Source organism: Haloferax larsenii (assembly GCF_024730625.1).
In the GTDB taxonomy this organism is placed as follows: Archaea; Halobacteriota; Halobacteria; order Halobacteriales; family Haloferacaceae; genus Haloferax; species Haloferax larsenii.
In genome coordinates this window covers 948,612-971,584 of the sequence record NZ_CP078063.1, presented here as the reverse complement: position 1 = coordinate 971,584, position 22,973 = coordinate 948,612, and the positions used below count along the sequence as shown (strand labels likewise).

Below are 22,973 nucleotides of genomic sequence, written 5' to 3'. Positions count from 1 at the left end.
TTTACAACCAGAGGTCGAGGTCGGTTACGTCGTCGTGTTCGCGTTCGAGCGGTTCTTCGAACGCGCGGAGATACAGTTCGCCCGCGAAGACAGTCCCCGCGTTGAGGTGGCCTGCGAGTGACTGCCCACTTCGACGGGAGAGGACGGCGTGAGTGTGCGCGAAGGGTTCACCGTCGAGGAGTGCGACGTTCCCCACGCACGAAGCGACTTCGAGCGGTTCGTCGAACGTGACAGACTGGTACTCCTGGGTGTCCTGGTCGTAGAACCAGAGTTCGGCGTCTTGGACGGCACCCATCGCGTTGAACCACGCGGAGTCGATGTCCTTTCTGGCGCAGAACTCCTCTATCTCCTCGCGCCAGTCTGCCCCGTGTTCGAGGCTCGCGAGGTACTCCTCGCTCACCGTCACCGCTCGAGCGTTCATACTACGAGTCACGGGAGAGTCAGACTAAAATGTGAATGTTCTTCGCGTAGACCGCGAGAGCGATTATCGCCAGTCGTCGAGTGCGAGTGCGTCGGCTACGTCGGCAGCGAGCCACGCGTCGTCGCGGGAGATGTCCGCGATAATAAGACGCTGGCCCGTCTGAGTACGATCCACCGAGGCCATAACCTCGGCGCCTGAGTCGTCGACGGAAGCCGTCGCATCCGGCGTCATGTATGATACATAGTGTCACCCCTATATAAGTTGCCCGAAACGGCAGTGTTCCACGTCAACACGGGGTGTCGATTCTGTCCTCTGAGAAACTAGTTTAAAATCCAAGACTATAGTTCCGGCAGTTCTCGCGGCAGTTTTCGCCGTTTGGGTAGGTAACTACACCCCATCCACACAAACCCGTATCAAACAAATCGAATACGGTAAGTTTATCCACGAGGGCTTGAAAGAGTTGTCCGAATGCCAGACACTAACAAACTCTCGCGTCGCCGCTTCCTGAAAGCAACGGGTGGTGCCGCTACGGCTGCCGCTCTCGCCGGATGTACCGGTGGCGGAGATGGTGAAGAGACGACGACAGACGAAGGAACCAGTGGCAATGAGACCACCGAGCAGCCGACGACTGAAGAAGACAGTGGCCAGGAACTCTCCGGGTCTGTCTTCAATCGCATCCTCTCGGGGACCATCACGACGATGGACCCCGTTTCAGCGACGGACACGTCCTCCGGTATCGTCATTCAGCAGGTCTTCGACTGCCTGATGTCCTATCCGGATGGACTGCCGACGGTCGAGAACGAACTCGCCGCGGACTACACCGTCTCCGACGACTTCACGACGTACACGTTCCAGCTCGAGGACGCAACGTACCACGACGGATCGAAGGTCAAGGCGTCTGACTTCGCCTACGCGTGGGAGCGCCTCGCAGCCTCCGAGAACAGCCGCCGTGCCTACTTCATCCTCGACTCCATCGGCGTCCAGCACGAGACGGACAGCGAAGGGAACTACAAGCCCGGTACGCTCAGCGTCGAAGCTCCGAGCGAAACCGAGCTTGTCGTCACCCTCGACGAGCCGTTCCACAGCACCCTCGAGATGTTCGCCTACACCTCGTTCGCCGCCCTGCCGGAAGGCATCGTCGGCGACGTCGGCGACTACGAGGGCGAGATGGAGTACACCGAGTTCGCCAGCAAGAACCCGATTGGCTCCGGTCCGTTCGAGTTCAACTTCTGGGAGAAAGGTACCGCCGCAGCCGTCACGAAGTACGACGACTACTACGGCGACGTCGCGAAGGTCGACAACGTCCGCTGGCAGGTCATCGAGGACGACACGGCCCGCTACAACTACGCGATGAACGAGAACGCGGACTACTTCGGTCTGCCCACCGCGCAGTACGACCCCGGTAAGGTTCAGGTGGAGACGACCGACGAATTCGGCCGTGAAATCGGTACGTACGGCCCGCTCCGCAACGGCAAGACCGCCAACTACGTCGGCGTTCCGACCCTGTCGATCTTCTACGTCGGCTTCAACATGAACAAGGTCCCGAAGCCGGTTCGTCAGGCGTTCGCGTACGTCCTGAACCAGGACCAGATGGTCGAAGAAGTGTTCAAGGGTCGCGGTTCCCCGGCGTACGTCTTCACGCCGCCGACCATCTACCCCGGTGGCGCACAGGCGGCGAACGACAAGATCGAGTCCGACTACCCGTACGGTGTCGCCGAGACGAACATCCAGAAGGCCAAGGAGGTCATGGAAGAAGCTGGCTACGGTCCGGACAACAAGTTCGAAGTCCAGTGGACCCAGTACAACTCCGACACGTGGGAGGAGATGGCGAAGATCCTGCGCGACCAGCTCGCGTCGGCTCACGTCAACATGAAGATTCAGAAGGCCGACTTCTCGACGCTCCTCGAGCGCGGCCGCAACGGTCAGCTCGAAGCGTACACTCTCGGCTGGATCGCTGACTGGCCGGCGCCGGACAACTTCCTCCAGCTGCTGAACCCGCCACAGACGGACACGTCGAAGCAGGGTCCGATCTCGTACGTCAACTGGACGGCCGACAACGGCGACGCCTACCAGAAGGCGACCGACGCCTACAAGGAAGTCGTCAACAACCCGGCCCCGACCGACGATGCCCAGCAGATCCGCAACGACGCCTACGTCGCCATCGAAGAGGCGAACTGGGAGGACGTTGCGATGCTCAACATCTACAACCGCAAGGACGAGACGTTCTGGTACGACAGCGTCGACATCGAGCCGTTCGGTGGCATGGGTCCGAGCCGCCAGAAGCTGAACAAGGTTCAGCTCAACCGGTAAACACCCGCAACGCCGCGGGAATCCCACCCGGCGCACTTCCGCGCCAATCGACAGACAACACTCGAAATATTTTTTACAATCGTTTAATTAGTCACTTCTCCTCGTAATATTCGGCAGCCATAGTGCCTGAGAGTTCGATATTACAACTTGGAAGCGCAAGACATATCCATCCCTCTCATTAAACCCTTACAATAATGTCCGCTCGAACGGTCAGTGAGGTGACTCCATGAGTCGATGGCAGTACTTCATGCGACGGGTACTGATGTCGATTCCTGTCGTCATATTTGGGACAACGATTACGTTCGCGCTCATCCGTCTGGGTCCACTGGACCCTGTATCAGCAATTCTGGGGACACAGTACAACCCAGAGGCGGCAGAGCAAATCCGAACGAATCTCGGCTTGAACCAACCGCTCTGGAGTCAGTACTTCGACTTCATGTATCGCTTGTTCACTTTCAACCTCGGCCAGTCGTGGGTTATCGCACCCGGGACAACGGCGTACGAGCTTATCCAAGTGTACGCACCACGGACGATTTGGCTCGGCTTCTGGTCGGTCCTCATCGCGCTGTTCGTCGGGATTCCGCTCGGCTTCTACGCTGGGCTGAACCCGAACACGCCGTCTGACTACTTCGCCTCCTTCGGCGGAATCGTCTGGCGTGCGATGCCGAACTTCTGGCTCGCGATTATGCTCGTCACCGCCCTCTCACAGACTGGGCAATGGACGAGTGGCTTCTTCACGTGGCAATCGTGGATCGTGAAGACGAACGTCGTGACACCGCCAGCGCTCGGACTCTTCGTCTCCCCGCTCGAAGGCTTCATGCAAAATCCAGGGGAGTGGCTAAAGGAGCTCGTCCGAGCAACAAAGCAGATTGCACCCGCCGCGCTGGTCCTCGGGTCGGCGTCGATGGGTAACGAGATGCGTATTGGTCGGACTGCCGTCCTCGAGACCATCAACTCGAACTACGTCGAGACCGCCCGTGCAAAAGGTGTCTCCGGACGGACGCTCGTCTGGAAGCACATCTTCCGGAACGCGCTCATCCCACTCGTGCCCATCATCACGGGTGAGGCGTTCCTGCTTCTCGGCGGTTCTGTCTTCGTTGAGACAGTCTTCGCTATCAACGGCCTCGGCTGGCTGTTCTTCAACGCAGCCATCAACGGCGACTTGCCGCTCATCGGGACGCTGATGTACATCTTCATCCTCATCCTGGTGGGAACGAACATCCTACAGGACTTCCTGTACACGATTATCGACCCGCGCGTCGGGTACGAGGGGTGACTTACAGTGAGTACGAAAACCGAAACCGAACTTCCGCTTCGACAACGTATCGCTGAGAATCCCCAACCGGCACTCGTCTGGGCAGCCGTTGGTGCAGTACTCATCGGGGTCGAACTCGGTGCAGTCTTGCAGGTCTTCGGTGCGCTCGCCGGCGTCATCGTCAACTTGCTTCCGGGGGACCCGGGGGCCGCCACCGTCGCGTCCCTCCAAGAGTCTCTGAAGGGCATCCCGACGCTCGTCTCACGCGACGTCATCCCGAACCAGGGCTACTGGGACGGGTCGAAGTACGTCGGGACGTTCCTCGGACTGTCGCCCGCAGCGGCGTGGGCGATTCGCTTCGTCGTGGTCTACGCATACGCGTTCGCAGTCCTCGCGTGGCTTTGGGACGGGTATAACCGCTTCCGGCGACACTACCGCCGCGTCGACTGGACGCCCCGCGACGACGTTATCGACCGCTTCCGGGGACACTCCTGGGGCGAGTTCGGCCTTATCATTACTATCATGTTTGTGGTTATGGCGGTATTCGCGCCCGCCGTCGGTCCAACCACAATGGAGAAAAACATTCTCCAGCCGTACGACTACGAAATCAACTACTTCGACGAAGAAACCGAGTCCGTCGAGACGGCGCTCGTCGGTGAGGCCAACATCGGTTCGGGGTCACAGGGTGCCGGTGACGAAAACGTCGGTCCCATGAGCTACGATGACTTCGGTAGATTCCATCCGTTCGGGACTGCGACAAACGGGAAGGACTTATTCACACAGGTGGTGTTCGGGGCCAGGATATCCCTGACCATCGCCGTCTTGTCCATCGGTATCGCCGGTCTCATCGGCCTCGCATTGGCCATGATTACAGCGTACTACAAGGGCCTCGCCGACATGGTCGTCGTGCTGGCGAGTGACTCGATACAGTCGCTACCGCTCATCATGGTCCTCATCTTGATGCTCGTCATCTTCCAGAACACCTGGGTAAGGGAGTTATATGACGGTGCGGTGTTGATTATCCTCATCTTCAGCCTGGTCTACTGGCCCTTCATTTGGCGTGCGATACGTGGTCCAGCATTCCAGGTGTCCGAGCAGGACTGGATTGACGCCGCGAAATCGTTCGGTCAGACACCCGGGCAGGTCATGCGCAAGCACATGGCTCCGTACGTGTTCAGCTACATGCTCATCTACGCTTCGCTCAGTCTCGGTGGTATCATCATCAGCGTCGCCGGTCTCTCGTACCTCAATCTCGGGATTACGGCTCCAACGCCCGAATGGGGACGACTCATCGCCGACGGTCAGCAGTACGTCGCAAGCCCCTCGTGGCACATCTCGTTCATCCCTGGTGTGCTCATCACGCTCGTCGTGACGGGGCTCAACGCGTTCGGTGACGGTATCCGCGACGCTATCGACCCGCAGGCTGACACTGGCGAGAACGAAACTGCGGCCGCAGGGGGTGGTGGTGCATGAGCACCGACCAGTCCACGAAGACCCGTGCCGACGCAGAGCCCATCCTGTCGGTCGAGAACCTGCGCACGGCGTTCTACACCGACAAAGAGGTTATCCGCGCCGTCGACGGCGTCTCGTTCGACATCTATCGCGGCGAGACGGTCGGTATCGTCGGCGAGTCCGGGTCCGGAAAGTCCGTCACTGCCCGCTCTATCATGCGTCTTATCGACTCACCGGGACGCATCGAAAACGGGCGTATCATGTTCGACGGCGAGGACCTGATCGAGAAATCGCCCAAGCAGATGCGGTCGATTCGCGGTGGCAGCATCGCGATGGTGTTCCAGGACCCGCTGACCAGTCTGAACCCCGTGTACACCGTCGGGAACCAGATTAAGGAAGCACTCCGTCTGCACCGCGGGCTATCTGGTTCGAAGGCGACACAGGAAGCAATCGAACTCCTCGAAGCAGTCGGGATTCCGGACGCCAACCGCCGACTGCGCGAGTATCCCCACCAGTTCTCTGGCGGGATGCGCCAGCGTGCCGTCATCGCGATGGCACTCGCGTGTGACCCCGAACTGCTCATCTGCGACGAGCCGACGACGGCACTCGACGTGACCATCCAGGCGCAGATTCTGGAGCTTCTCGAAGAGTTACAGGAAGAACGCGACCTGGCGATTATGTTCATCACCCACGATATGGGTGTCATCGCCGAAATCGCAGATCGCGTCAACGTGATGTACGCTGGCGAAATCATCGAGAACGCGCCGGTCGTCGAACTGTTCGAGTCGCCGAAGCACCCCTACACGCAGGGACTGCTCAATTCAATCCCGGGGCAAGGGCTCGACGAGGACGACCGCCTCTCGACTATCGAGGGGGACGTTCCGACGCCAAACGAAGAGGCCACCTATTGTCGATTTGCACCGCGCTGTCCGAAGGCGTTCGACCAGTGTGACGTAGTGCATCCGAAGCCCATCAGCGTGGGGTCGCACGACACCGAACACCTCGCAGCGTGTCTCCTCTACCCGGAGGACATCTCGACAGACGAGGCGGTCGCGATCCATCGCGACGGCAACACACAGAGAGGTGACAACTGATGAGTACGACGACGACGGAAGAAGAAGAAGCAGTGACCCGAGAGACACAGGAGACGCTCCTCGAAGTCAACGACCTGAAGACCTACTACGAAGACGGGGGGCTCCTCAGCAGTAACCCAGTCAAGGCAGTCGACGGTGTCTCGTTCGACATCAAGCGCGGCGAGACGCTCGGGCTCGTCGGTGAGTCCGGCTGTGGGAAGTCCACGCTCGGCCGCACACTGATGCGTCTCGAAGAGGCCACCGCGGGTGAGGTCAAACTCAACGGAACCGACATCACTACGCTGTCGGGGTCGGGCCTCAAACAGTTCCGCCGCGACGTTCAGATGGTGTTTCAGGACCCCGATTCGAGCCTCAACGAGCGGATGACTGTCGGTGAAATCGTCCGTGAACCGCTCGATGTCCACGAGTGGAAGACGCCGAAGGAGCGTCGCCAGCGCGTCCGCGACCTCCTCGAAACCGTCGGCTTGCAAGAGCAGCACTACTACCGCTACCCGCACCAGTTCTCCGGCGGCCAGCGCCAGCGTATCGGCATTGCCCGAGCGCTCGCGCTCGAACCCGATTTCATCATCCTCGACGAGCCGGTCTCTGCGCTCGACGTGTCGGTGCAGGCGAAGATTCTCAACCTGCTCGAAGACCTCCAAGAGGAGTTCGGGCTAACGTACCTGTTTATCGCCCACGACCTCGCCGTCGTCCGGCACATCTGTGACCGCGTGGCCGTGATGTACCTCGGGAACATCATGGAAATCGGTCCGTCGGACGAGATGTTCGAGGCACCAGCGAACCCGTACACGCACGCGCTCCTGTCGTCGATTCCGGAGCCAGACCCGACAACGGCGCGCGACCGAATCACTCTTCGGGGAACGCCGCCAAGTCCGCGTGACCCACCGGCTGGTTGCCCGTTCTCGACGCGCTGTCCGGTCAAGATACGTCCCGAAGAGTACCGCACTCTCGACGACGAGGTGTGGCAGCACATCGAGGTGCTACGAGAAGTCCTCCGCGAGCGGTCCCGTGTCGAACCGTCGATTTCGGAGCGCGTCCGTGAACTACTCGGCCGTGAGACCCACGAATCGGGGATGGACGAGATACTCGAAGAGCTGTTCGGTGACCTCGACGTTCCGAAGGACGTCATGGAACACATCAACGAGGCCGCCGAATACGCCGAAAACGACGACGAAGATGCCGGGCGAGCGTACCTCCGCGAAGAGTTCGGGAGCGTCTGTGACCGCGAGCGCCCCAGCCAACTCGGTGTCGGGGATCAGGGTCGCCTGAGCCTCTGTCACCGCCACGACGACAAGTACGAAGAGCCTGCAACCGTCTTCGAGTCACTCGTTCACTAACACATGGAGTTCAACCCACGCCGAGTCGGTCTCAAGACCATCGATGCGGTGGCCTACGCCGTCGTACTCACCGGCGTGGTGTTCGGCCTAACTGCCACAGTGAGCGTCCTCGCTGGCGGCGGTCTCCCGGGAGCGAAGTGGCTCATGTTCTTCCTCGGGTTTACGATGCTCGCGTATGCGTCGCTGAAGGTCCGTCCGAAAGCGGCGTGGAAAGGCGGACGTGACGACGGCGGGTTGTTCTCCGGCGACGACGAACCGGTTGGCGTCGAGAAACTGGTCTCGAACCTCCTCGACGTGACGTTGCCGCCGACACTTCGCCCGGGTCCGAGCGAGCGCCCGTCGAGCGGGACGAAACTGTTCCTCGCAGCGGTGTGCATCCTTGCGACGTCGTTTGCGATGGAAGTCGTCTTCGGCATCAACTACTGACCGCCACGGTCGGACACGGGTCGAACACCCGAATCGTGTGCTTCGATGCCTTTTACCATATCCGTCGTCCAGCATCCATATGGTCGAAATCGGAGACGAGGAGATGCCCGACGTCGAACGCGTCGCCAGCGAAGCGGACCGCCGTCGCGAGGCGTGGGGTGCGACCCTCGACGACATGACCGCGATGGCCGATGAGTTCGAAGCAGACGGGTGGGACACCATCCGTATCGCCGCTGGCGACACCGGCGTGTTTGGCCCGTCGTCCCTGAAGGGCGACGAGGAGGCATACGGCATCGCGTACGTAGTCCCCGGCGACAAAGCCGAGGAAGTCTCCGAACTTTTCGAGGAGACACAGTTCCCGGAGTACGAAGTGTACCGCGCCGAGAACGACGGTCGTGTCTACATGGTGACGGCGCTGTTCGCGCCGGACATCGAGACGGCCGTGTTCGTCGCTGGCGCGTGGGACCTCCGCGAGGCGCTGGAATGTGCGACGACGGCCGTCGAGGAAGGTCGAATGTACACGTATCTCCAGAAACTCGACGGGACAGTCGTCGGCATCGTCGAACACGACAACCCCGAGAAGTTCTTCCCGAACCTCGACGCGATTCGACGACTCGCACCCAACGCGGACGACGAAGACGAGTAACGAAGTAGCGACCCTCGTGCGAACCGGTGGTCGGGTGGAACGTCACTGTGCGGTGTCTCTGTCGAGCAGCCACCCAGGTGTAATATTATTATTTTGATGTGTTTTCGGAGCGTTCGGACGAGGAACCAGCCGTGTGAACGATGCGCGAGCCTTCGCAGAGTACATTAGGCGTGGGGATGAAAGCGGTGGTATGAAAGTAGCCGACGCGATGACGCCCGGTGAGGAGGTCGTGACGGTCTCCCTTCCGGGGACCCGCGATGACGTGCTGGAGTACCTGCAGGAGCGCGGCTTTTCCTCCGTGCCGGTCGTCAAAGAGACGGACGAGGGGACGAAGTACCGCGGTCTCATCTCCCGAGAGGACCTCATCAAGCACCCGGACGAAGACCAGCTTGCGGTCCTCGTCCGCGAAGTACCGACCGTGAGTTCGGACGACGACCTCGAAGTCGTCGCCGAGACGATGGTCTCGGAGGGTGCACGACGCATCCCCGTCATCAACGGTGACGGTATCGAAGGCATCCTCACTGTGACCGACGTCATCCGCGCAATCGCTCGCGGCGACATCGACGGTGAGACCCCGGTCGGTGACCTCGCCGCCCGCGACGTGAACACGACGTACATCGAGACGCCGCTGCCGGTCGTCGAACGTGAAATCTACTACGCGAACGTCCCGTACGCGGTCGTCCTCGACGACGAAGCGTCGCTCGCCGGTATCGTCACCGAAGTCGACATCATCGAAGTCGCTCGCGTCGTCGAAGGCGAGGCGGGCACCGGCGACTCCGTCGCGGGGCAGGACGACGAGTGGATGTGGGAAGGCATCAAGGCCGTCGGCAACCGCTACATCCCGACCCGGAACGTCGAGATTCCGGCCGAACCGGTCTCGAAGTTCATGACCGACGACCTCGTCTCCGTCTCGACGCGCGTCACCGCAAAGGACGCCGCCCAGACGATGATTCGCGAGGACATCGAACAGATTCCGCTCGTCTCGGGCGACGAACTCATCGGTATCGTCCGCGACATCAACCTCCTGGAGGCGCTGCATGAGTGAGGGCAACGAGGCGGCCGCACTCGTCGAACTGGCAAAGCGACGCGGCTTCTTCTTCGGTTCGTCCGGTGCCTACGGTGGCGTCGGCGGCTTCTACACGTACGGCCCGCAGGGTGCGGCGCTGAAGTCCAACGTCGAAGAGGCGTGGCGCGACCGCTTTGCGGTCCAGGAAGGTAACCTCGAAATCGAAGCGCCGACCATCATGCCGGAGCCAGTGTTCGAAGCCTCCGGCCACCTCGACGGCTTCGACGACATGCTCGTCGAGTGTGCCGAGTGCAGCGAATCGCACCGCGCGGACCACCTCATCGAGGACAACTCCGACCTCGAAGACGCCGAGACGCTGTCGCTCGAAGAAGCCGCAGAGAAAATCACGGAGCTCGACCTCGTCTGTCCGAACTGCGGTGCCGAACTCGCCGGGCAGTCCGTCGAGAGCTTCAACCTCATGTTCGCGACGAACATCGGCCCCGGTTCCTCGTCTCCCGGCTACCTCCGGCCCGAGACGGCACAGGGCATCTTCGTGGAGTTCCCGCGAATCAAGGAGTACGCGCGGAACCAACTTCCGTTCGGCGTGACCCAAATCGGCCGCGCCTACCGCAACGAGATTAGCCCACGCAAGAGCATCGTCCGCACCCGCGAGTTCACGCAGGCCGAACTCGAACACTTCATCGACCCCGAGCGAGACGAACCCGACCTTTCGGGAGTCGAAGACATCGAGGTGCTTCTGTACCCCGCGACCGAGCAGCAGGCCGACGACGGCGACTACGTCGAGACGACCATCGGCGAGGCCGTCGAAGACGGCATCATCGGCAACGCGTGGCTCGGCTACTTCCTCGGCATCACCCAGGAGTGGTACGAGAACATCGGCGTCGACATGGACCGCTTCCGCTTCCGCCAGCACCTCGCGGGCGAGCGTGCCCACTACTCTGCGGACTGTTGGGACGCCGAAAGCGAAGTCGACGGCGACTGGATAGAGATTGCAGGCTTCTCGTACCGCAGCGACTACGACCTCTCGAAGCACGGCGAGTACGGCGACGACGACTTCACCGTCTTCCAGCAGTACGACGAACCCAAGACGGTCGAACGCGCCGTCGTCGACCCCGACATGGCGACGCTCGGCCCCGAGTTCGGCGCACAGGCCGCAGACGTGGCCGAGGCGCTCGAAACCCTCGCCGAGCGCGACCCCGACGCCTTCGACGGCGAGGAAGTCACCCTCGACCTCGACGGCGAGGAAGTCACCGTCGATACCGACGTCGCGAACTTCTCGGTCGAGACGCAGACCGAGGCGGGCGAGCACATCACGCCGCACGTCGTCGAACCCTCGTTCGGCATCGACCGCACGGTGTACACGCTTCTCGCGCACGCGTACGAGACGGACGAAGTCGACGGCGAAGAGCGCTCGTTCCTCTCGCTTTCGCCCACCGTCGCGCCGACGAACGTGGGTGTCTTCCCCCTCGTCAGCAACGTCGATGAACTCGTGGACCTCGCCGACGACATCGCGGAGAAACTCCGCGCCGCCGGCTTCGCGGTCGCCTACGACGACTCCGGCAGCATCGGTCGGCGCTACCGCCGACAGGACGAAGTCGGCACGCCGTTCTGCGTGACCGTCGACCGCGATGGGATGGAAGGCGATGGCCCGGACACCGTCACCATCCGCGAACGTGACTCCGGCCGACAGGTCCGTCTCGCAGTGTCCGACCTCGTCGACACGCTGGTCGGTCTCCGCGCCGGGACCGTCTCGTTCGACGCGGTGGTCGAAGACAACGAGGCAGTCGAAGCCTAAACTCACCGTGTGGCGACCGAGTACCGCCGAAGTCAAGCGGCGACTGGTGCACGCGAGTGGCTCTGGGATGCCGCTTTTGTACATCCTCGACCTCGTCGACTGGCGGGTACTCGGTTATCTCTTCGTCCTCGCGTCTGTCGTCGTCACCGTCCTCGAAGCGCTCCGTCTGTTCGGCGGCCTCGACTGGCGCATCTACGACGAACTCACCCGCGAGTACGAACAGGACAACGTCGCGGGCTACGCACTGTACATCTACAGCCAGACGGCCGTCGCGCTGGTGTTCGCGCCTCACATCGCCGTCCCCGGGATGTTGATGCTCACTATCGGCGACCCGATAAGCGGCCTTCTCGGGTCGGCACCGGTCGGTGAGATGAAGTCGCTTCCGACGCTCGGCGCGATGTTCACCGTCTGTTTCGCCCTCGCTGCACCCTTCGTCGTGCCGGTCGTCGGCGTCGTCGCTGGCGTCGGTGCGTCGGTAGTCGGTGCAGTTGGTGCGACACTGGCCGACGGCGCAAAGCCGGTCGTCGCGGGCTACGTCATCGACGACAACCTCTCGATTCCACCGGTCGCGTGTGTCGGTATCGCGGCGGTGCTCTGGGTCGTCGCCTGAGCCCGTCGTCACGCATCGTCCCCCCGCCGAACCGGGACACGGCTTTATCTTTTCCTGTCGCTAACGTTTCTGTCGTGACTGTCTACGAGAGCGACCTTCCGGGCGTCGGGAAGAAACACGAAGTGGAACTCGGCGACGAGTCTCGACTCGTCATCGTGACCCACAACACAGGTAAGCGAGAAGTGTTCCGCCGCGAGAGTGCCGACAGCGACTCCGAGAAGCTGTTCGAACTCGACGACAAACTCGCAAGGCAAGTCGGGACGCTCCTCGAAGGGGCGTACTTTCAGCCGGTTCGCTCCGGAGACATCGAAACGCTCCTCGGCGAGGACACACTCATCGAGTGGGTCGAAGTCGAGGAGGGTTCCGAGGTGGCCGGACAGACGCTCGGGGAGTCTGACCTCCGACAGGTGACCGGTGCGTCGGTCATCGCCATCGAGCGGGGGGACGAGGTCATCACCTCGCCCGGCGGCGACGCGACCGTGGAGGCGGGCGATAGGCTCGTCGTCATCGGCCCGCTTGAGGCCTGCCGGACCTTCGTCGACCTCGTCGAAGGGAGCTGATGGCTGGGGAACTACTCGAATTCGGCTACCTATTTGCGGTGGTCGCAGTGACGGGTGCGGTCGCACTCCGTCTTGGCCTCTCGGTTATCCCGCTGTACGTCGTCGGCGGTGTCGTCGTCGGGCCGCACGTCGCGGGCAGACTCGACCTGCCGTACGTCGCCGACGGCGAGGTTGTCGCCCTGCTGGCCGAACTCGGTATCGTCCTCCTGTTGTTCTTCCTCGGCTTGGAGTTCAGTCTCGACAGACTCCGTGCCGCGCGACGCAATATCGGGCGGGCGGGCGTCATCGACCTCGCCATCAACCTCCCGCTCGGCATCGTCATCGGACTCGCGTTCGGGTGGTCACTCGTCGAGGCGCTCCTCCTCGGCGGCATCGTCTACATCTCCTCGTCGGCAATCGTGACGAAGACGCTCATCGACCTCGGGTGGATTGCCGACCCCGAATCGGAGCCGATACTGGGGACACTCGTCTTCGAAGACCTCGCTATTGCGGTCTACCTCGCGGTCGTCACGTCGCTCGTCCTCGGCGGCGGGGGCGCGGGGAACGGCGGCGTGGCCGCAATCGGCCAGTCGCTGGCCATCGCGTTCGGCTTCCTCGGTCTCCTGCTCGTGGCCGTCCAGTACGGGACGGGGCTGTTTACCCGCGTCCTCGACATCGAAAATCAGGAGGCGTTCGTCGTCCGCACGCTGGCGGTGGTCATTCCGATTTCGGGCGCAGCACTGGCGCTCGGCGTGAGCGAGGCCGTCGCCGCCTTCTTCGTCGGCATGGGCTTCTCGACGAGCGGGCACCGAGAGCGAATCGAACGGCTTCTCACCCCCGTTCGCGACGTGTTCGCGGCCGTCTTCTTCGTCTGGATTGGCCTCGGAACCGACCCGATGCTCCTCGGGGCGGCCGCCGTCCCGCTCGTCGTAGCGGTGGTGTTGACGACGCCCGCGAAGGTGCTGTCGGGCTATCTGGGCGGTCGCGTCTACGACCTCTCGACACACCGGTCGCTCCGCGTCGGCGTCGGGTTAGTCCCGCGCGGCGAGTTCTCGCTCGTCATCGCGGCACTGGCCGCGTCGGGAACCACGCAGGTGATGCGGGAGGTGATTCCGGCGTTCGCCGTCGGCTACGTCCTCGTCATGAGCGCCTTCGGAACGGTGTTGATGCAGCGGTCGGACCTCGTCGAGCGACTGGTCTTTCGCGGTGGGGCCACAGAGTCGAGTGCTTGACGAGAGAACGTGGACGCGGCCGGACGGCCACAGAGCATTTTTCCGACGCGTGACACACGCCCGGATGCATCCATGACACTCATCGAATGGCTCGCAGTCGGCCTCGTCGTCCTCCTCGTGGTTGCACTCGTGGTCGCACTGTTCGACCAAGAACTCCTCTTCGAACTCGCCGTCGAGGTGCTCGACTGAGGCGAAGGTTGCGTCGCCGAAAGAATTTAATAGGGACGCTGTTGTACTCATTCGCAACCATGGCGACTCGCAGCACCCTCGCCACTTTTGCCCCGCTGCGAGCCGCTGCTGTCCGACGACGACGACCGGCCCTTTAGGGCCAGTATCATCATATCCTTCGGGACACGTCGAATTTGCTAATCTTCCTTTTTCGTGGCTATAGGCATCTCTACCTCTTAATTTCGTAATCTAAATGCAAAGAATTTATTTAGCTATCCACGTCACAAACAAGTACATGAAGAAAGTCGCACTCGCGTTCTCGGGCGGACTGGACACAACAGTCTGCGTCCCGATTCTCGAAGAAGAGTACGGATACGACGAAGTTATCGGCGTCACGGTCGACGTCGGCCAGCCAGAAGAAGAGTTCGAGGAAGCCTACGAAACCGCAGAGGCACTCGGTCTCGACCACTACGTCATCGACGCGAAACAGGAGTTCGCACAGCTCTGTCTCGACTCGGTCTGCGCGAACGCAGACTATCAGGGCTACCCGCTCGGCACGGCGCTCGCACGCCCGGTCATCGCACAGGCGATTCTCGACAAAGCCGAAGAAGAGGGCTGTGACGGCATCGCCCACGGCTGTACGGGCAAGGGGAACGACCAACTCCGCTTCGAGGCCGTCTGGCGCGCCTCCGACCTCGAAGTCATCGCGCCCGTCCGCGAGATGGGGATGACCCGCGAGTGGGAAATCGAGTACGCCGCCGAGAAGGACCTGCCCGTGCAGGGCGGCAACGAGGGCGTCTGGTCTATCGACACGAACCTCTGGAGCCGTTCCATCGAGGGTGGTAACCTCGAAGACCCCGGCTACGTCCCACCGGAGGACATCTACGAGTGGACCGACCAGCCCTCGGGTGAGACGGAACTCGTCGAAATCGAGTTCGAAGACGGCTATCCCGTCGCCATCGACGGCGAGGCGATGAAACCCCTCGAACTCATCTCGCATCTCAACGAGAAGGCCGGTTCCTACGGCGTCGGCCGCACGGACATGATGGAAGACCGCATGCTCGGCCTGAAGGTGCGCGAGAACTACGAACACCCCGCGGCGACGACGCTTCTGAACGCCCACAAGGCGCTCGAAGGCCTCGTCCTCACGAAAGAAGAGCGCGACTTCAAGGCCACCGTGGACGACGAGTGGTCCCAGAAGGCCTACGAAGGTCTCATCGACGCCCCGCTCGTTGGCGCGCTGAACGCGTTCCTCGAAACGACCCAAGAGCGCGTCACGGGCACCGTGACCATCAAGTTCGAGGGCGGACAGGCCCGCCCGGTCGGCCGCGAGTCCGAGTACGCCGCCTACTCCGAGTCCGCCGCCTCCTTCAACACGGAGACGGTCGACGGCATTGAGCAGGCCGACGCCACGGGCGTCGCCAAGTACCACGGCTTCCAGGCGCGCCTGGCAAACCAGAGCGCAGCACAGAAAGAAAAGCCCGAGCTCGCCGCCGACGGCGGCAGCGAAGAGTAAGATGACAGGCGAGGACGGCGATTCCGAGGGCGTCATTCGCCGGGACCGCTTCAGCGGCGGCCCCGCCCGCGGGTTCATGTCGAGCCTCGCGGCCGACGAACGCATCTTCGAAGCCGACCTCGCCGTCGACCGGGCGCACGTGGTGATGCTCGCGGCACAGGACATCATCGAGTCCGACGTCGCGAGCGAGATTCTCGACGCGCTGGACGAGGTCGAGGCCGCAGGCCACGACTCGCTTTCCGGCGGTGAGGACGTTCACGAGGCCATCGAGGCCGCCGTCATCGACATCGTCGGTCCCGACGGTGGGAAGATGCACACCGCGCGCTCGCGCAACGACGAGGTGGCGACCTGTATTCGCTACCGCCTGCGCGAAGACGTGCTGGAAGCGCTCGACGCCGCGCTCGCCCTGCGCGAGTCGCTCGTCGAGACGGCCGCCGAGCACACCGAGACGGTGATGCCCGGTTACACACACCTGCAACCCGCCCAACCGACGACAGTTGCGCACTTCTTGCTCTCGTACGAGCGAGCGGTCGCCCGCGACTGCGCCCGCCTCGTGTGTGCGTACGAGCGCATCAACCAGTCACCCCTCGGGTCGGCCGCTTTCGCGGGCACACCCTTCGACGTGAACCGCGAACTCGTCGCCGACCTGCTCGGCTTCGACCGCGTGATGGAGAACTCGATGGACGCCTCCGCGACCCGCGACTTTCTCGCGGAGACGCTGTCCGCACTCGCCACGCACGCGGTCACCCTCTCGGGACTCGCCGAGGACCTCGTCGTCTTCTCGAACAAGGGACTCGTCGAACTCTCCGACGACTACTCCTCGACGTCGTCGATTATGCCGCAGAAGAAGAACCCCGACACGATGGAACTCGTCCGCGCCGTCGCGGGCGACGCCGTCGGGGAACTCACCGGCCTGTTGACGACGCTGAAGGGACTGCCCCGCGCGTACAACCGCGACCTGCAACGCGCCCACAACCACGCGTTCCGCGCAGTAGACGACATGACCGAAGCGGCCGCCGTCGCCGCCGGGGCAGTCGCCTCCGCGACGTGGCCCGAAGACGCACTGGCCGACGCGGCCGGTGGCGGCTTTTCGACGGCGACAGGCGTCGCCGACCTGCTGGCGATGGCCGGACTGCCGTTCCGCACGGCCCACGAAGTCGTCGCCGAGGCCGCCGCCCGTTCTTCGGGAACCCCCGACGTGGCAACACTTGACGCCGTCGCTACGGACGTATTAGGTGAGTCACTCTATACGCACGTGAGCGAAGCGGCCGTCAACGCAGCGCTGGACCCCACCGAGAGCGTCGCCAGTCGCGACTCCCTCGGCGGTCCCGCGCCCGTCGCCGTCGAGGCGACACTTTCGACGGCCCGCGACGAACTCGAAGCCGACGCGGCGGCGGTCGCCGACGCCCGCAACTCGCTGGCGGCGGCCGCCGAGCAACTCGACGAAGAGGTATCGAACTATGTCTGAGAACGCGACCCGCAGCTCCGGCCTGCCGCGACCGCCGCGAGCTGTTGCTCCGCGACGACCGCGACGAGCGGTTTCGGTCCCGCGACGACCGCGAACCGAACCGCGACCGCGACCACGACCGCGCCCGACGCTGGGGACGGCCCGACCGGTTCCGCGACCGGTCCCGTCCCCGGTGTTGGGTGAGGCTGGCAACCGAGCCCGACGCGTCGTTCGACCGACCACCCGTGTCGGTCGATTCGCCCGATAACCACCGAGAGAAGCTTCTTTACGCTGTTTTTTGCTCTGCAAAATTCGACGGATTTAATACCCATCACCGTCCAGAATCGGGTGTAATGAGCGACACCATCACTGCGGAAGACCCGCTGACCGGCGAAGAAATCGAGCTGCCGTCCGACGTGGAAGTCGGCGAGATTATCGACAGTCCCGCGACGGGGACGGAACTCGAAGTCGTCGCCCTCGACCCCGTGACACTGGAAGAAGCACCTGAACTCGAAGAGGACTGGGGAGAGTAAGCGTGAATATTGGACTGCTCTATTCCCGGATTCGCCGCGACGAGAAGTTGCTTCTCAACGAGCTTCGCGACCGCGGCCACGAGGTGACGAAGATAGACGTGCGGAAAGAGCAGTTCGACCTCTCCGAGCCACCGGCGGCGTTCGACGACGTGGACATCGTCGTCGACCGCTGTCTGGCGACAAGCAGGAGCCTCTACATCACGCGCTTCCTGCAGTCGTACGGCATTCCCGTCGTCAACTCTCACGAGACGGCCGACATCTGCGCCGACAAGGCGAAAAACAGCCTCGCACTCGCAGATGCGGGCGTCCCCACGCCGAACACGAAGGTCGCGTTCACCGTCGACTCCGCGATGGACATCGTCGAGGAGTTCGGCTACCCCTGCGTCCTCAAGCCCGTCGTGGGGTCGTGGGGTCGTCTGATGGCGAAAATCGACTCCGAGGCGGCCGCCGAGGCCATCCTCGAACACAAGGCGACGCTCGGCAACTACGAGCACAAAGTGTTCTACATTCAGGAGTTCGTCGAGAAGCCCGGCCGCGACATCCGCGTGCTGGCCATCGACGGCGAGCCTATCGCCGCGATGACTCGCTCGTCGGACCACTGGCTCACCAACGCCGCAAAGGGCGCAGACGCCGAGGCGTTCGAACTCGACGCCCGCGCGAAGGAACTCGTACAGCAGGCGTCTGACGCCGTCGGCGGCGGCCTGCTCGGTATCGACCTCATGGAGACGGGGACAGATTACACCGTCCACGAGGTCAACCACACCGTCGAGTTCAAGGCGCTCAACGAGGCCGTAGACGTGGACGTTCCCGCGACGGTCGTCGATTGGCTCGAATCGAAGGTCGAAGGCGAAAAGACGCTCGCGGAGGCCTCCGCATGAGCAAGCAACTCACCGCGGGCGTCGTCGGCGGCTCCGGGTTCACCGGGGGCGAACTGCTTCGTCTCCTCGATGGCCACCCGAACTTCGAGGTCGAACAGGCTACGAGTCGCTCCTACGAGCGCAAGACCGTCGGCCACGTCCACCCGAACCTCCGTCACCTCGACCTCCGCTTTACGTCGCCTGCGGACCTCGAATCCGTGGACGTTCTCTTTACCGCGACACCTCACGGCGTCTCGATGGAACACATCGACGCGTTCCAAGAGGCCGCAGACACCGTCGTCGACCTCTCTGCTGACTTCCGTCTCTCCGAGGAGGCACAGTACGACGAGTGGTACGACGGCCACATCTGTCCCGAATACCTCGACAAATCCGAGTATGCGCTTCCCGAACTGAACCGCGAGAACCTGCCCGGTGCCGACCTCATCGCGGCAGGCGGCTGTAACGCGACGGCGACGATTCTCGGACTCAAACCCCTGTTCGACGCCGAAATTCTCTCCGGCGACGAGCAGGTCGTCGTCGACGTGAAAGTCGGCTCGTCGGAAGGCGGCGCGGGCGCGAGCAAAGCGTCCTCGCACGCAGAACGCTCCGGCATCGTCCGGCCGTATGCACCAACCGGACACCGCCACGAAGCCGAGATTCAGGAATATCTGGGCCTTTCTGTGTCTTTCACCGTCCACGCCGTGGATATGGTCCGCGGCGCGGCGGCGACCTGTCACGTCTTCCCCGACGACCCGGTCTCGAAAGGCGACATGTGGAAAGCGTTCCGCGGCACCTACGGCGACGAACCCTTCATGCGCACCGTCGCTGGCGGCGGCGGCGTCTATCGCTACCCCGAACCTAAGTCCGTCGCAGGCACCAACTTCGGCGAGGTCGGATTCGAAATCGACCCGACGAACGGTCGCCTCGTCGTCTTCTCGGCCATCGACAACATGATGAAAGGCTCCGCCGGGCAGGCAGTCCACGCGGCCAACATCGCACTCGGCCTGGAGGAGACCGCCGGGTTGGAGTTTACCGGTCTCCACCCGGTCGGCTCACCCTGAGCGCATCGTCCCCGAACATCCCCAGACTGACCATCTCTCGAACCACATCCACAATGACAGACTACACACGTGAGGAACTGCTCGCGGCACACGAACAGCTCGTCGACAACGACGAAAATCTCGTTACGGATGGCGGCTCTGAGCCGCCGGTCGTCGTCAAAGTCGGCGGCGCGAAGGCCGTCGACCCGGAAGGAGCCGTCAACGACGTGGCCCACCTCGTCGCCAACGGAACCGATGTCGTCGTCGTCCACGGCGGTTCCACCGCCGTCGACGAGACGCTCGAAGCACTCGGCGAGGAACCCACCTACGTCGAATCACCCTCCGGCGTCACCGGCCGCTTCACCGACGAGCGTACCATGGACGTGTTTTCGATGGTGATGCCCGGCAAACTCAACACCGACCTGACGGCGCTGTTCCGCGAGGCTGGCGTCGACGCGCTCGGCCTCTCGGGCGTCGATGGCGGTCTCCTCACCGGCCCGCGCAAATCGGCGGTTCGCGTGGTCGAAGACGGCAAGAAGAAAATCAAGCGCGGCGACCACTCCGGGAAGATTACCGCGGTCAACACGGACCTCCTCGAAACGCTTCTCGACGGCGGCTACACGCCTATCGTGACCGTTCCGATGCTCGCAGACGACGGCGTCCCGGTGAATGCGGACGCCGACCGCGCCGCCGCAGCAGTCGCGGGCGCACTCGGCGCGAAACTCGTCGTCCTCACCGACGTGAAAGGCGTCTACGAAGACCCCGACGACGAATCGACGCTCATCGAGACGGCCGACACGCCCGAGGAGTTCGCGGCCCTCGAAGACGCCGCTGAAGGGTTCATGACGAAGAAAGTCATGGCCACGAAGGAAGCGCTCGACGGCGGGGCCGCCGAGGTCGTCGTCGCCGACGCGAATCTGAACGACCCCATCACCACCGCGCTCGACGGCGGCGGCACGCACGTGACGCCCGGCGCGCTGGTCGAGACGGAGACGACGGAGGCCACACAATAATGTCCGGCTTCGTCTTCAACGAGAAACCCATCACCATCGAATCCGGTGAAGGGCCCTATCTCTACTCTGACGACGGGACCGAATACCTCGACTTCGGTGCGAGCTACGCCGTCGCGGCGCTCGGCCACTCCCATCCCGCCGTCACCGACGCAATCCAAGCGCAAGCTGCCAAACTGACCTACGTGCAGGCGTCGTATCCCGTCGAGGTCCGCACCGAGCTCTACGAGAAGCTCGCGGCGCTCGCACCCGGCGACATCGAGAACGTCTGGCTCTGTAACTCCGGGACCGAGGCCAACGAGGCGGCGATGAAGTTCGCCCGCTCGGCGACCGGCCGCGAGAAAATCGTCGCCACCAAGCGCGCCTTCCACGGTCGAACGCTCGGGTCACTCGCGCTCACGTGGAAACAGAAGTACAAGAAGCCCTACGAGCCGGTCGCTGGCGGCGTCGAGTTCGTCACTTACGGCGACGCCGAGGAACTGGCCGAGGCCGTCGACGACGAGACGGCCGCCGTCTTCCTCGAACCCATCCAGGGCGAAGGCGGTATCAACCCGGCCACGACCGAGTATCTCCAGACCGCCCGCGACCTGACCGAGGACGCGGGCGCAGCGCTCGTCTTCGACGAGATTCAGACCGGAATCGGTCGCACGGGGACGCTCTGGGCCTGCGAACAGGCAGGTGTCGTCCCCGACATCCTCACGAGCGCGAAAGGCATCGCAAACGGTCTTCCCCTCGGCGCGACGCTCTGTGCCGACTGGATTGCCGACGGCGCGGCCTCCCACGGCTCGACGTTCTCTGGCGGTCCCGTGGTCTGTGCCGCCGCCAACGCCACCCTCGACACTATCGTCGAGGAAGACCTGCCCGGCCACGCCGGCGCAGTCGGCGAGTACCTCACGAGCGAACTCGAAGCGGCCGTCGAGGAACACGACCTCCCGGTCCGCGACGTTCGCGGCGACGGCCTGATGGTCGGCGTCGAGGTCAAACGCGGCGCGAACCGCACGCTCAAGCACCTCGCGCTGTCCGAACAACTGCTCGCGCTCCCCGCAGGTCGGACCGTCGTGCGCTTCCTCCCGCCGTTGATTATCGAGGAAGAACACGCCGACCGCGCGGTAGACGCGATGACGAACGTGTTGTCATGACCGCCGGAATCGACCACGACGCCACAGGAGAGGGCGACTCGGCGGCACACACCGACGCACCCGCGGAACTGACCGCCGGGAGCGAGTGGGCCGAGGCGCGCGAACTCCTCTACGACATGGTCTCGACGCCGTCGGTCTCGGGCGACGAAGAGGCCGCCGCCGAGGTGCTGAAGGCGTTCTTCGAGGCCCACGACCGCGAGGTCTGGATAGACGAAGTCGGTAACGTCCGCGCGCCCGCCGACGACTCGGTCTTGCTGACCTCGCACATCGACACCGTCCCCGGCGACATCCCCGTGACGGTCGAAGACGGGGCGCTCTGGGGTCGCGGCAGCGTGGACGCGACTGGCCCGCTCTGCTCGATGGCCGCCGCGGCCGTCGAAACCGGCGTCTCGTTCGTCGGCGTCGTCGGCGAAGAGACCACCTCCCGCGGTGCGTGGCACCTCGTCGAAGACCGCGAGGAACCCGACGCCGTCGTCAACGGCGAACCTTCCGGCTGGGACGGCGTGACCCTCGGCTACCGCGGCTTCCTCTCGGGAACCTACGTCGCGACCAGCGAGTTAGGACACTCCTCGCGCCCCGAAGACAACGCCATCCAGTCGGCCGTCGCGTGGTGGTCGCGCGTGGCCGACTTCTTCGACGAGGAGCACGACGGCGTCTTCGACACGGTGACGACCAAGCCCGTGAGCTTCGACGGCGGTCCCACCGACGACGGCCTCGCGGTGGAGGCGACGGTGGACGTGCAGTTCCGCGTCCCGCCGCGTCTCACCATCGACGACGTGCGCGAAGTCGCCGAAGGCGAACTCACTCGCGGGAGCGTCCACTGGAACAAGCCCATCCCGCCCGTGATGATGAGTCCGCGCACGGACGTCGCGCGGGCCTTCCGCGTCGCCATCCGCGGCGTCGGCGACACGAAGCCACGCTTGCTCCGCAAGACGGGCACCAGCGACATGAACATCTTCGCCGGGACGTGGGACTGCCCGATGGCGACCTACGGTCCCGGCGATTCGGACCTCGACCACGCGCCGAACGAACATCTCGAACTCGACGAGTTCGACGACGCAATCGACGTGTTGGTCGCCGTCTGCGAGCGTCTCGCGGACGACTGAGGCATCGACTCGA

At 63.3% G+C, this 22,973-nt stretch carries 23 protein-coding genes; 20 read left to right on the top strand and 3 right to left on the bottom strand.

All coding sequences use genetic code 11. The annotated features are described in order from the left end of the window. Position 1: 1 nt before the first annotated feature. Positions 2-421 carry a PPC domain-containing DNA-binding protein gene (locus tag KU306_RS04980; RefSeq protein ID WP_007544055.1) on the bottom strand — a complete coding sequence of 140 codons (420 nt, stop codon included), beginning with the start codon at positions 419-421 and terminating at the stop codon, positions 2-4. A 63-nt stretch (positions 422-484) separates the two neighbouring features. Beyond that, positions 485-652 (bottom strand): DUF7556 family protein, encoded by a 168-nt coding sequence (locus tag KU306_RS19040; RefSeq protein WP_007544054.1) that lies wholly within the window; start codon positions 650-652, stop codon positions 485-487. A 237-nt stretch (positions 653-889) separates the two neighbouring features. Here KU306_RS19040 and KU306_RS04975 point away from each other — a divergent pair, with 237 nt between their 5' ends. From KU306_RS04975 to argH, 14 genes are all read left to right on the top strand, one after another. After that, positions 890-2,731 carry an ABC transporter substrate-binding protein gene (locus KU306_RS04975; RefSeq protein WP_258303067.1) on the top strand — a complete coding sequence of 614 codons (1,842 nt, stop codon included), beginning with the start codon at positions 890-892 and terminating at the stop codon, positions 2,729-2,731. Between the two features lie 226 nt (positions 2,732-2,957). Then, complete coding sequence (locus tag KU306_RS04970) at positions 2,958-4,007, top strand: ABC transporter permease (RefSeq protein WP_258303066.1); 1,050 nt, start codon at positions 2,958-2,960, stop codon at positions 4,005-4,007. 6 nt (positions 4,008-4,013) lie between these two features. Beyond that, positions 4,014-5,459, top strand: a complete 1,446-nt coding sequence (locus KU306_RS04965; protein ID WP_258303065.1) for an ABC transporter permease — start codon at positions 4,014-4,016, stop codon at positions 5,457-5,459. Then, positions 5,456-6,532, top strand: coding sequence for an ABC transporter ATP-binding protein (locus KU306_RS04960; protein ID WP_258303064.1), 1,077 nt, complete (start codon positions 5,456-5,458; stop codon positions 6,530-6,532). The genes KU306_RS04965 and KU306_RS04960 overlap by 4 nt, the downstream gene beginning before the upstream one ends. Further along, positions 6,532-7,869, top strand: a complete 1,338-nt coding sequence (locus KU306_RS04955; RefSeq protein WP_258303063.1) for an ABC transporter ATP-binding protein — start codon at positions 6,532-6,534, stop codon at positions 7,867-7,869. Before KU306_RS04960 ends, KU306_RS04955 begins: the two co-directional genes overlap by 1 nt. Positions 7,870-7,872: 3 nt before the next feature. After that, positions 7,873-8,295 (top strand): DUF7555 family protein, encoded by a 423-nt coding sequence (locus tag KU306_RS04950; RefSeq protein ID WP_258303062.1) that lies wholly within the window; start codon positions 7,873-7,875, stop codon positions 8,293-8,295. A gap of 79 nt (positions 8,296-8,374) precedes the next feature. Beyond that, positions 8,375-8,941 carry a DUF7529 family protein gene (locus KU306_RS04945; RefSeq protein ID WP_258303061.1) on the top strand — a complete coding sequence of 189 codons (567 nt, stop codon included), beginning with the start codon at positions 8,375-8,377 and terminating at the stop codon, positions 8,939-8,941. A gap of 190 nt (positions 8,942-9,131) precedes the next feature. Then, positions 9,132-9,986: a CBS domain-containing protein gene (locus KU306_RS04940; protein WP_007544043.1), complete on the top strand. Its 855-nt coding sequence runs from the start codon at positions 9,132-9,134 to the stop codon at positions 9,984-9,986. Beyond that, entirely contained in the window at positions 9,979-11,763 is a 1,785-nt protein-coding gene (glyS, locus tag KU306_RS04935; RefSeq protein ID WP_258303060.1) for a glycine--tRNA ligase, read from the top strand. Before KU306_RS04940 ends, glyS begins: the two co-directional genes overlap by 8 nt. Positions 11,764-11,770: 7 nt before the next feature. Next, positions 11,771-12,373 (top strand): diacylglycerol/polyprenol kinase family protein, encoded by a 603-nt coding sequence (locus tag KU306_RS04930; protein WP_007544039.1) that lies wholly within the window; start codon positions 11,771-11,773, stop codon positions 12,371-12,373. Between the two features lie 74 nt (positions 12,374-12,447). Next, positions 12,448-12,933 carry a cation:proton antiporter regulatory subunit gene (locus tag KU306_RS04925; protein WP_258303059.1) on the top strand — a complete coding sequence of 162 codons (486 nt, stop codon included), beginning with the start codon at positions 12,448-12,450 and terminating at the stop codon, positions 12,931-12,933. Further along, the gene (locus KU306_RS04920) at positions 12,933-14,144 is read left to right on the top strand and encodes a cation:proton antiporter (protein WP_007544034.1); all 1,212 of its coding nucleotides are present in this window, start codon (positions 12,933-12,935) and stop codon (positions 14,142-14,144) included. The genes KU306_RS04925 and KU306_RS04920 overlap by 1 nt, the downstream gene beginning before the upstream one ends. A 463-nt stretch (positions 14,145-14,607) precedes the next feature. After that, complete coding sequence (locus tag KU306_RS04915; protein WP_258303058.1) at positions 14,608-15,828, top strand: argininosuccinate synthase; 1,221 nt, start codon at positions 14,608-14,610, stop codon at positions 15,826-15,828. A 1-nt stretch (position 15,829) separates the two neighbouring features. Next, positions 15,830-17,296 (top strand): argininosuccinate lyase, encoded by a 1,467-nt coding sequence (gene argH / locus KU306_RS04910; protein ID WP_258303057.1) that lies wholly within the window; start codon positions 15,830-15,832, stop codon positions 17,294-17,296. Here the strand turns inward: argH and KU306_RS04905 are convergent. Beyond that, positions 17,287-17,547, bottom strand: a complete 261-nt coding sequence (locus tag KU306_RS04905) for a hypothetical protein (RefSeq protein ID WP_258303056.1) — start codon at positions 17,545-17,547, stop codon at positions 17,287-17,289. The genes argH and KU306_RS04905 overlap by 10 nt on opposite strands. An 81-nt stretch (positions 17,548-17,628) precedes the next feature. Here KU306_RS04905 and lysW point away from each other — a divergent pair, with 81 nt between their 5' ends. From lysW to KU306_RS04875, 6 genes are read left to right on the top strand one after another with little or no spacing between them, the layout of a single operon-like run. Continuing rightward, on the top strand, positions 17,629-17,808 hold the full coding sequence (gene lysW / locus KU306_RS04900; protein WP_007544028.1) for a lysine biosynthesis protein LysW: 180 nt from the start codon (positions 17,629-17,631) through the stop codon (positions 17,806-17,808). Between the two features lie 2 nt (positions 17,809-17,810). Then, a complete protein-coding gene (gene lysX, locus KU306_RS04895; protein WP_258303055.1) occupies positions 17,811-18,686 on the top strand; it encodes a lysine biosynthesis protein LysX in 876 nt (291 codons plus the stop codon). Then, entirely contained in the window at positions 18,683-19,726 is a 1,044-nt protein-coding gene (argC, locus tag KU306_RS04890) for an N-acetyl-gamma-glutamyl-phosphate reductase (protein WP_258303054.1), read from the top strand. The genes lysX and argC overlap by 4 nt, the downstream gene beginning before the upstream one ends. 53 nt (positions 19,727-19,779) lie before the next feature. Further along, entirely contained in the window at positions 19,780-20,718 is a 939-nt protein-coding gene (locus KU306_RS04885) for an acetylglutamate/acetylaminoadipate kinase (RefSeq protein ID WP_007544023.1), read from the top strand. Continuing rightward, a complete protein-coding gene (locus KU306_RS04880; protein WP_074792961.1) occupies positions 20,718-21,854 on the top strand; it encodes an aspartate aminotransferase family protein in 1,137 nt (378 codons plus the stop codon). Before KU306_RS04885 ends, KU306_RS04880 begins: the two co-directional genes overlap by 1 nt. Then, on the top strand, positions 21,851-22,960 hold the full coding sequence (locus KU306_RS04875) for a [LysW]-lysine hydrolase (protein ID WP_258303053.1): 1,110 nt from the start codon (positions 21,851-21,853) through the stop codon (positions 22,958-22,960). Before KU306_RS04880 ends, KU306_RS04875 begins: the two co-directional genes overlap by 4 nt. The last annotated feature ends 13 nt before the right edge of the window (positions 22,961-22,973 follow it).

Excerpts from the sequence above, each read along its gene's own strand:
- KU306_RS04980 (WP_007544055.1), bottom strand. The coding sequence starts at position 421 with ATGAACGCTCGAGCGGTGACGGTGAGCGAGGAGTACCTCGCGAGCCTC.
- KU306_RS19040 (WP_007544054.1), bottom strand. The coding sequence starts at position 652 with ATGACGCCGGATGCGACGGCTTCCGTCGACGACTCAGGCGCCGAGGTT.
- KU306_RS04975 (WP_258303067.1), top strand. The coding sequence starts at position 890 with ATGCCAGACACTAACAAACTCTCGCGTCGCCGCTTCCTGAAAGCAACG.
- KU306_RS04970 (WP_258303066.1), top strand. The coding sequence starts at position 2,958 with ATGAGTCGATGGCAGTACTTCATGCGACGGGTACTGATGTCGATTCCT.
- KU306_RS04960 (WP_258303064.1), top strand. The coding sequence starts at position 5,456 with ATGAGCACCGACCAGTCCACGAAGACCCGTGCCGACGCAGAGCCCATC.
- KU306_RS04955 (WP_258303063.1), top strand. The coding sequence starts at position 6,532 with ATGAGTACGACGACGACGGAAGAAGAAGAAGCAGTGACCCGAGAGACA.
- KU306_RS04950 (WP_258303062.1), top strand. The coding sequence starts at position 7,873 with ATGGAGTTCAACCCACGCCGAGTCGGTCTCAAGACCATCGATGCGGTG.
- KU306_RS04945 (WP_258303061.1), top strand. The coding sequence starts at position 8,375 with ATGGTCGAAATCGGAGACGAGGAGATGCCCGACGTCGAACGCGTCGCC.
- KU306_RS04940 (WP_007544043.1), top strand. The coding sequence starts at position 9,132 with ATGAAAGTAGCCGACGCGATGACGCCCGGTGAGGAGGTCGTGACGGTC.
- glyS (WP_258303060.1), top strand. The coding sequence starts at position 9,979 with ATGAGTGAGGGCAACGAGGCGGCCGCACTCGTCGAACTGGCAAAGCGA.
- KU306_RS04920 (WP_007544034.1), top strand. The coding sequence starts at position 12,933 with ATGGCTGGGGAACTACTCGAATTCGGCTACCTATTTGCGGTGGTCGCA.
- KU306_RS04915 (WP_258303058.1), top strand. The coding sequence starts at position 14,608 with ATGAAGAAAGTCGCACTCGCGTTCTCGGGCGGACTGGACACAACAGTC.
- argH (WP_258303057.1), top strand. The coding sequence starts at position 15,830 with ATGACAGGCGAGGACGGCGATTCCGAGGGCGTCATTCGCCGGGACCGC.
- lysW (WP_007544028.1), top strand. The coding sequence starts at position 17,629 with ATGAGCGACACCATCACTGCGGAAGACCCGCTGACCGGCGAAGAAATC.
- argC (WP_258303054.1), top strand. The coding sequence starts at position 18,683 with ATGAGCAAGCAACTCACCGCGGGCGTCGTCGGCGGCTCCGGGTTCACC.
- KU306_RS04885 (WP_007544023.1), top strand. The coding sequence starts at position 19,780 with ATGACAGACTACACACGTGAGGAACTGCTCGCGGCACACGAACAGCTC.
- KU306_RS04880 (WP_074792961.1), top strand. The coding sequence starts at position 20,718 with ATGTCCGGCTTCGTCTTCAACGAGAAACCCATCACCATCGAATCCGGT.
- KU306_RS04875 (WP_258303053.1), top strand. The coding sequence starts at position 21,851 with ATGACCGCCGGAATCGACCACGACGCCACAGGAGAGGGCGACTCGGCG.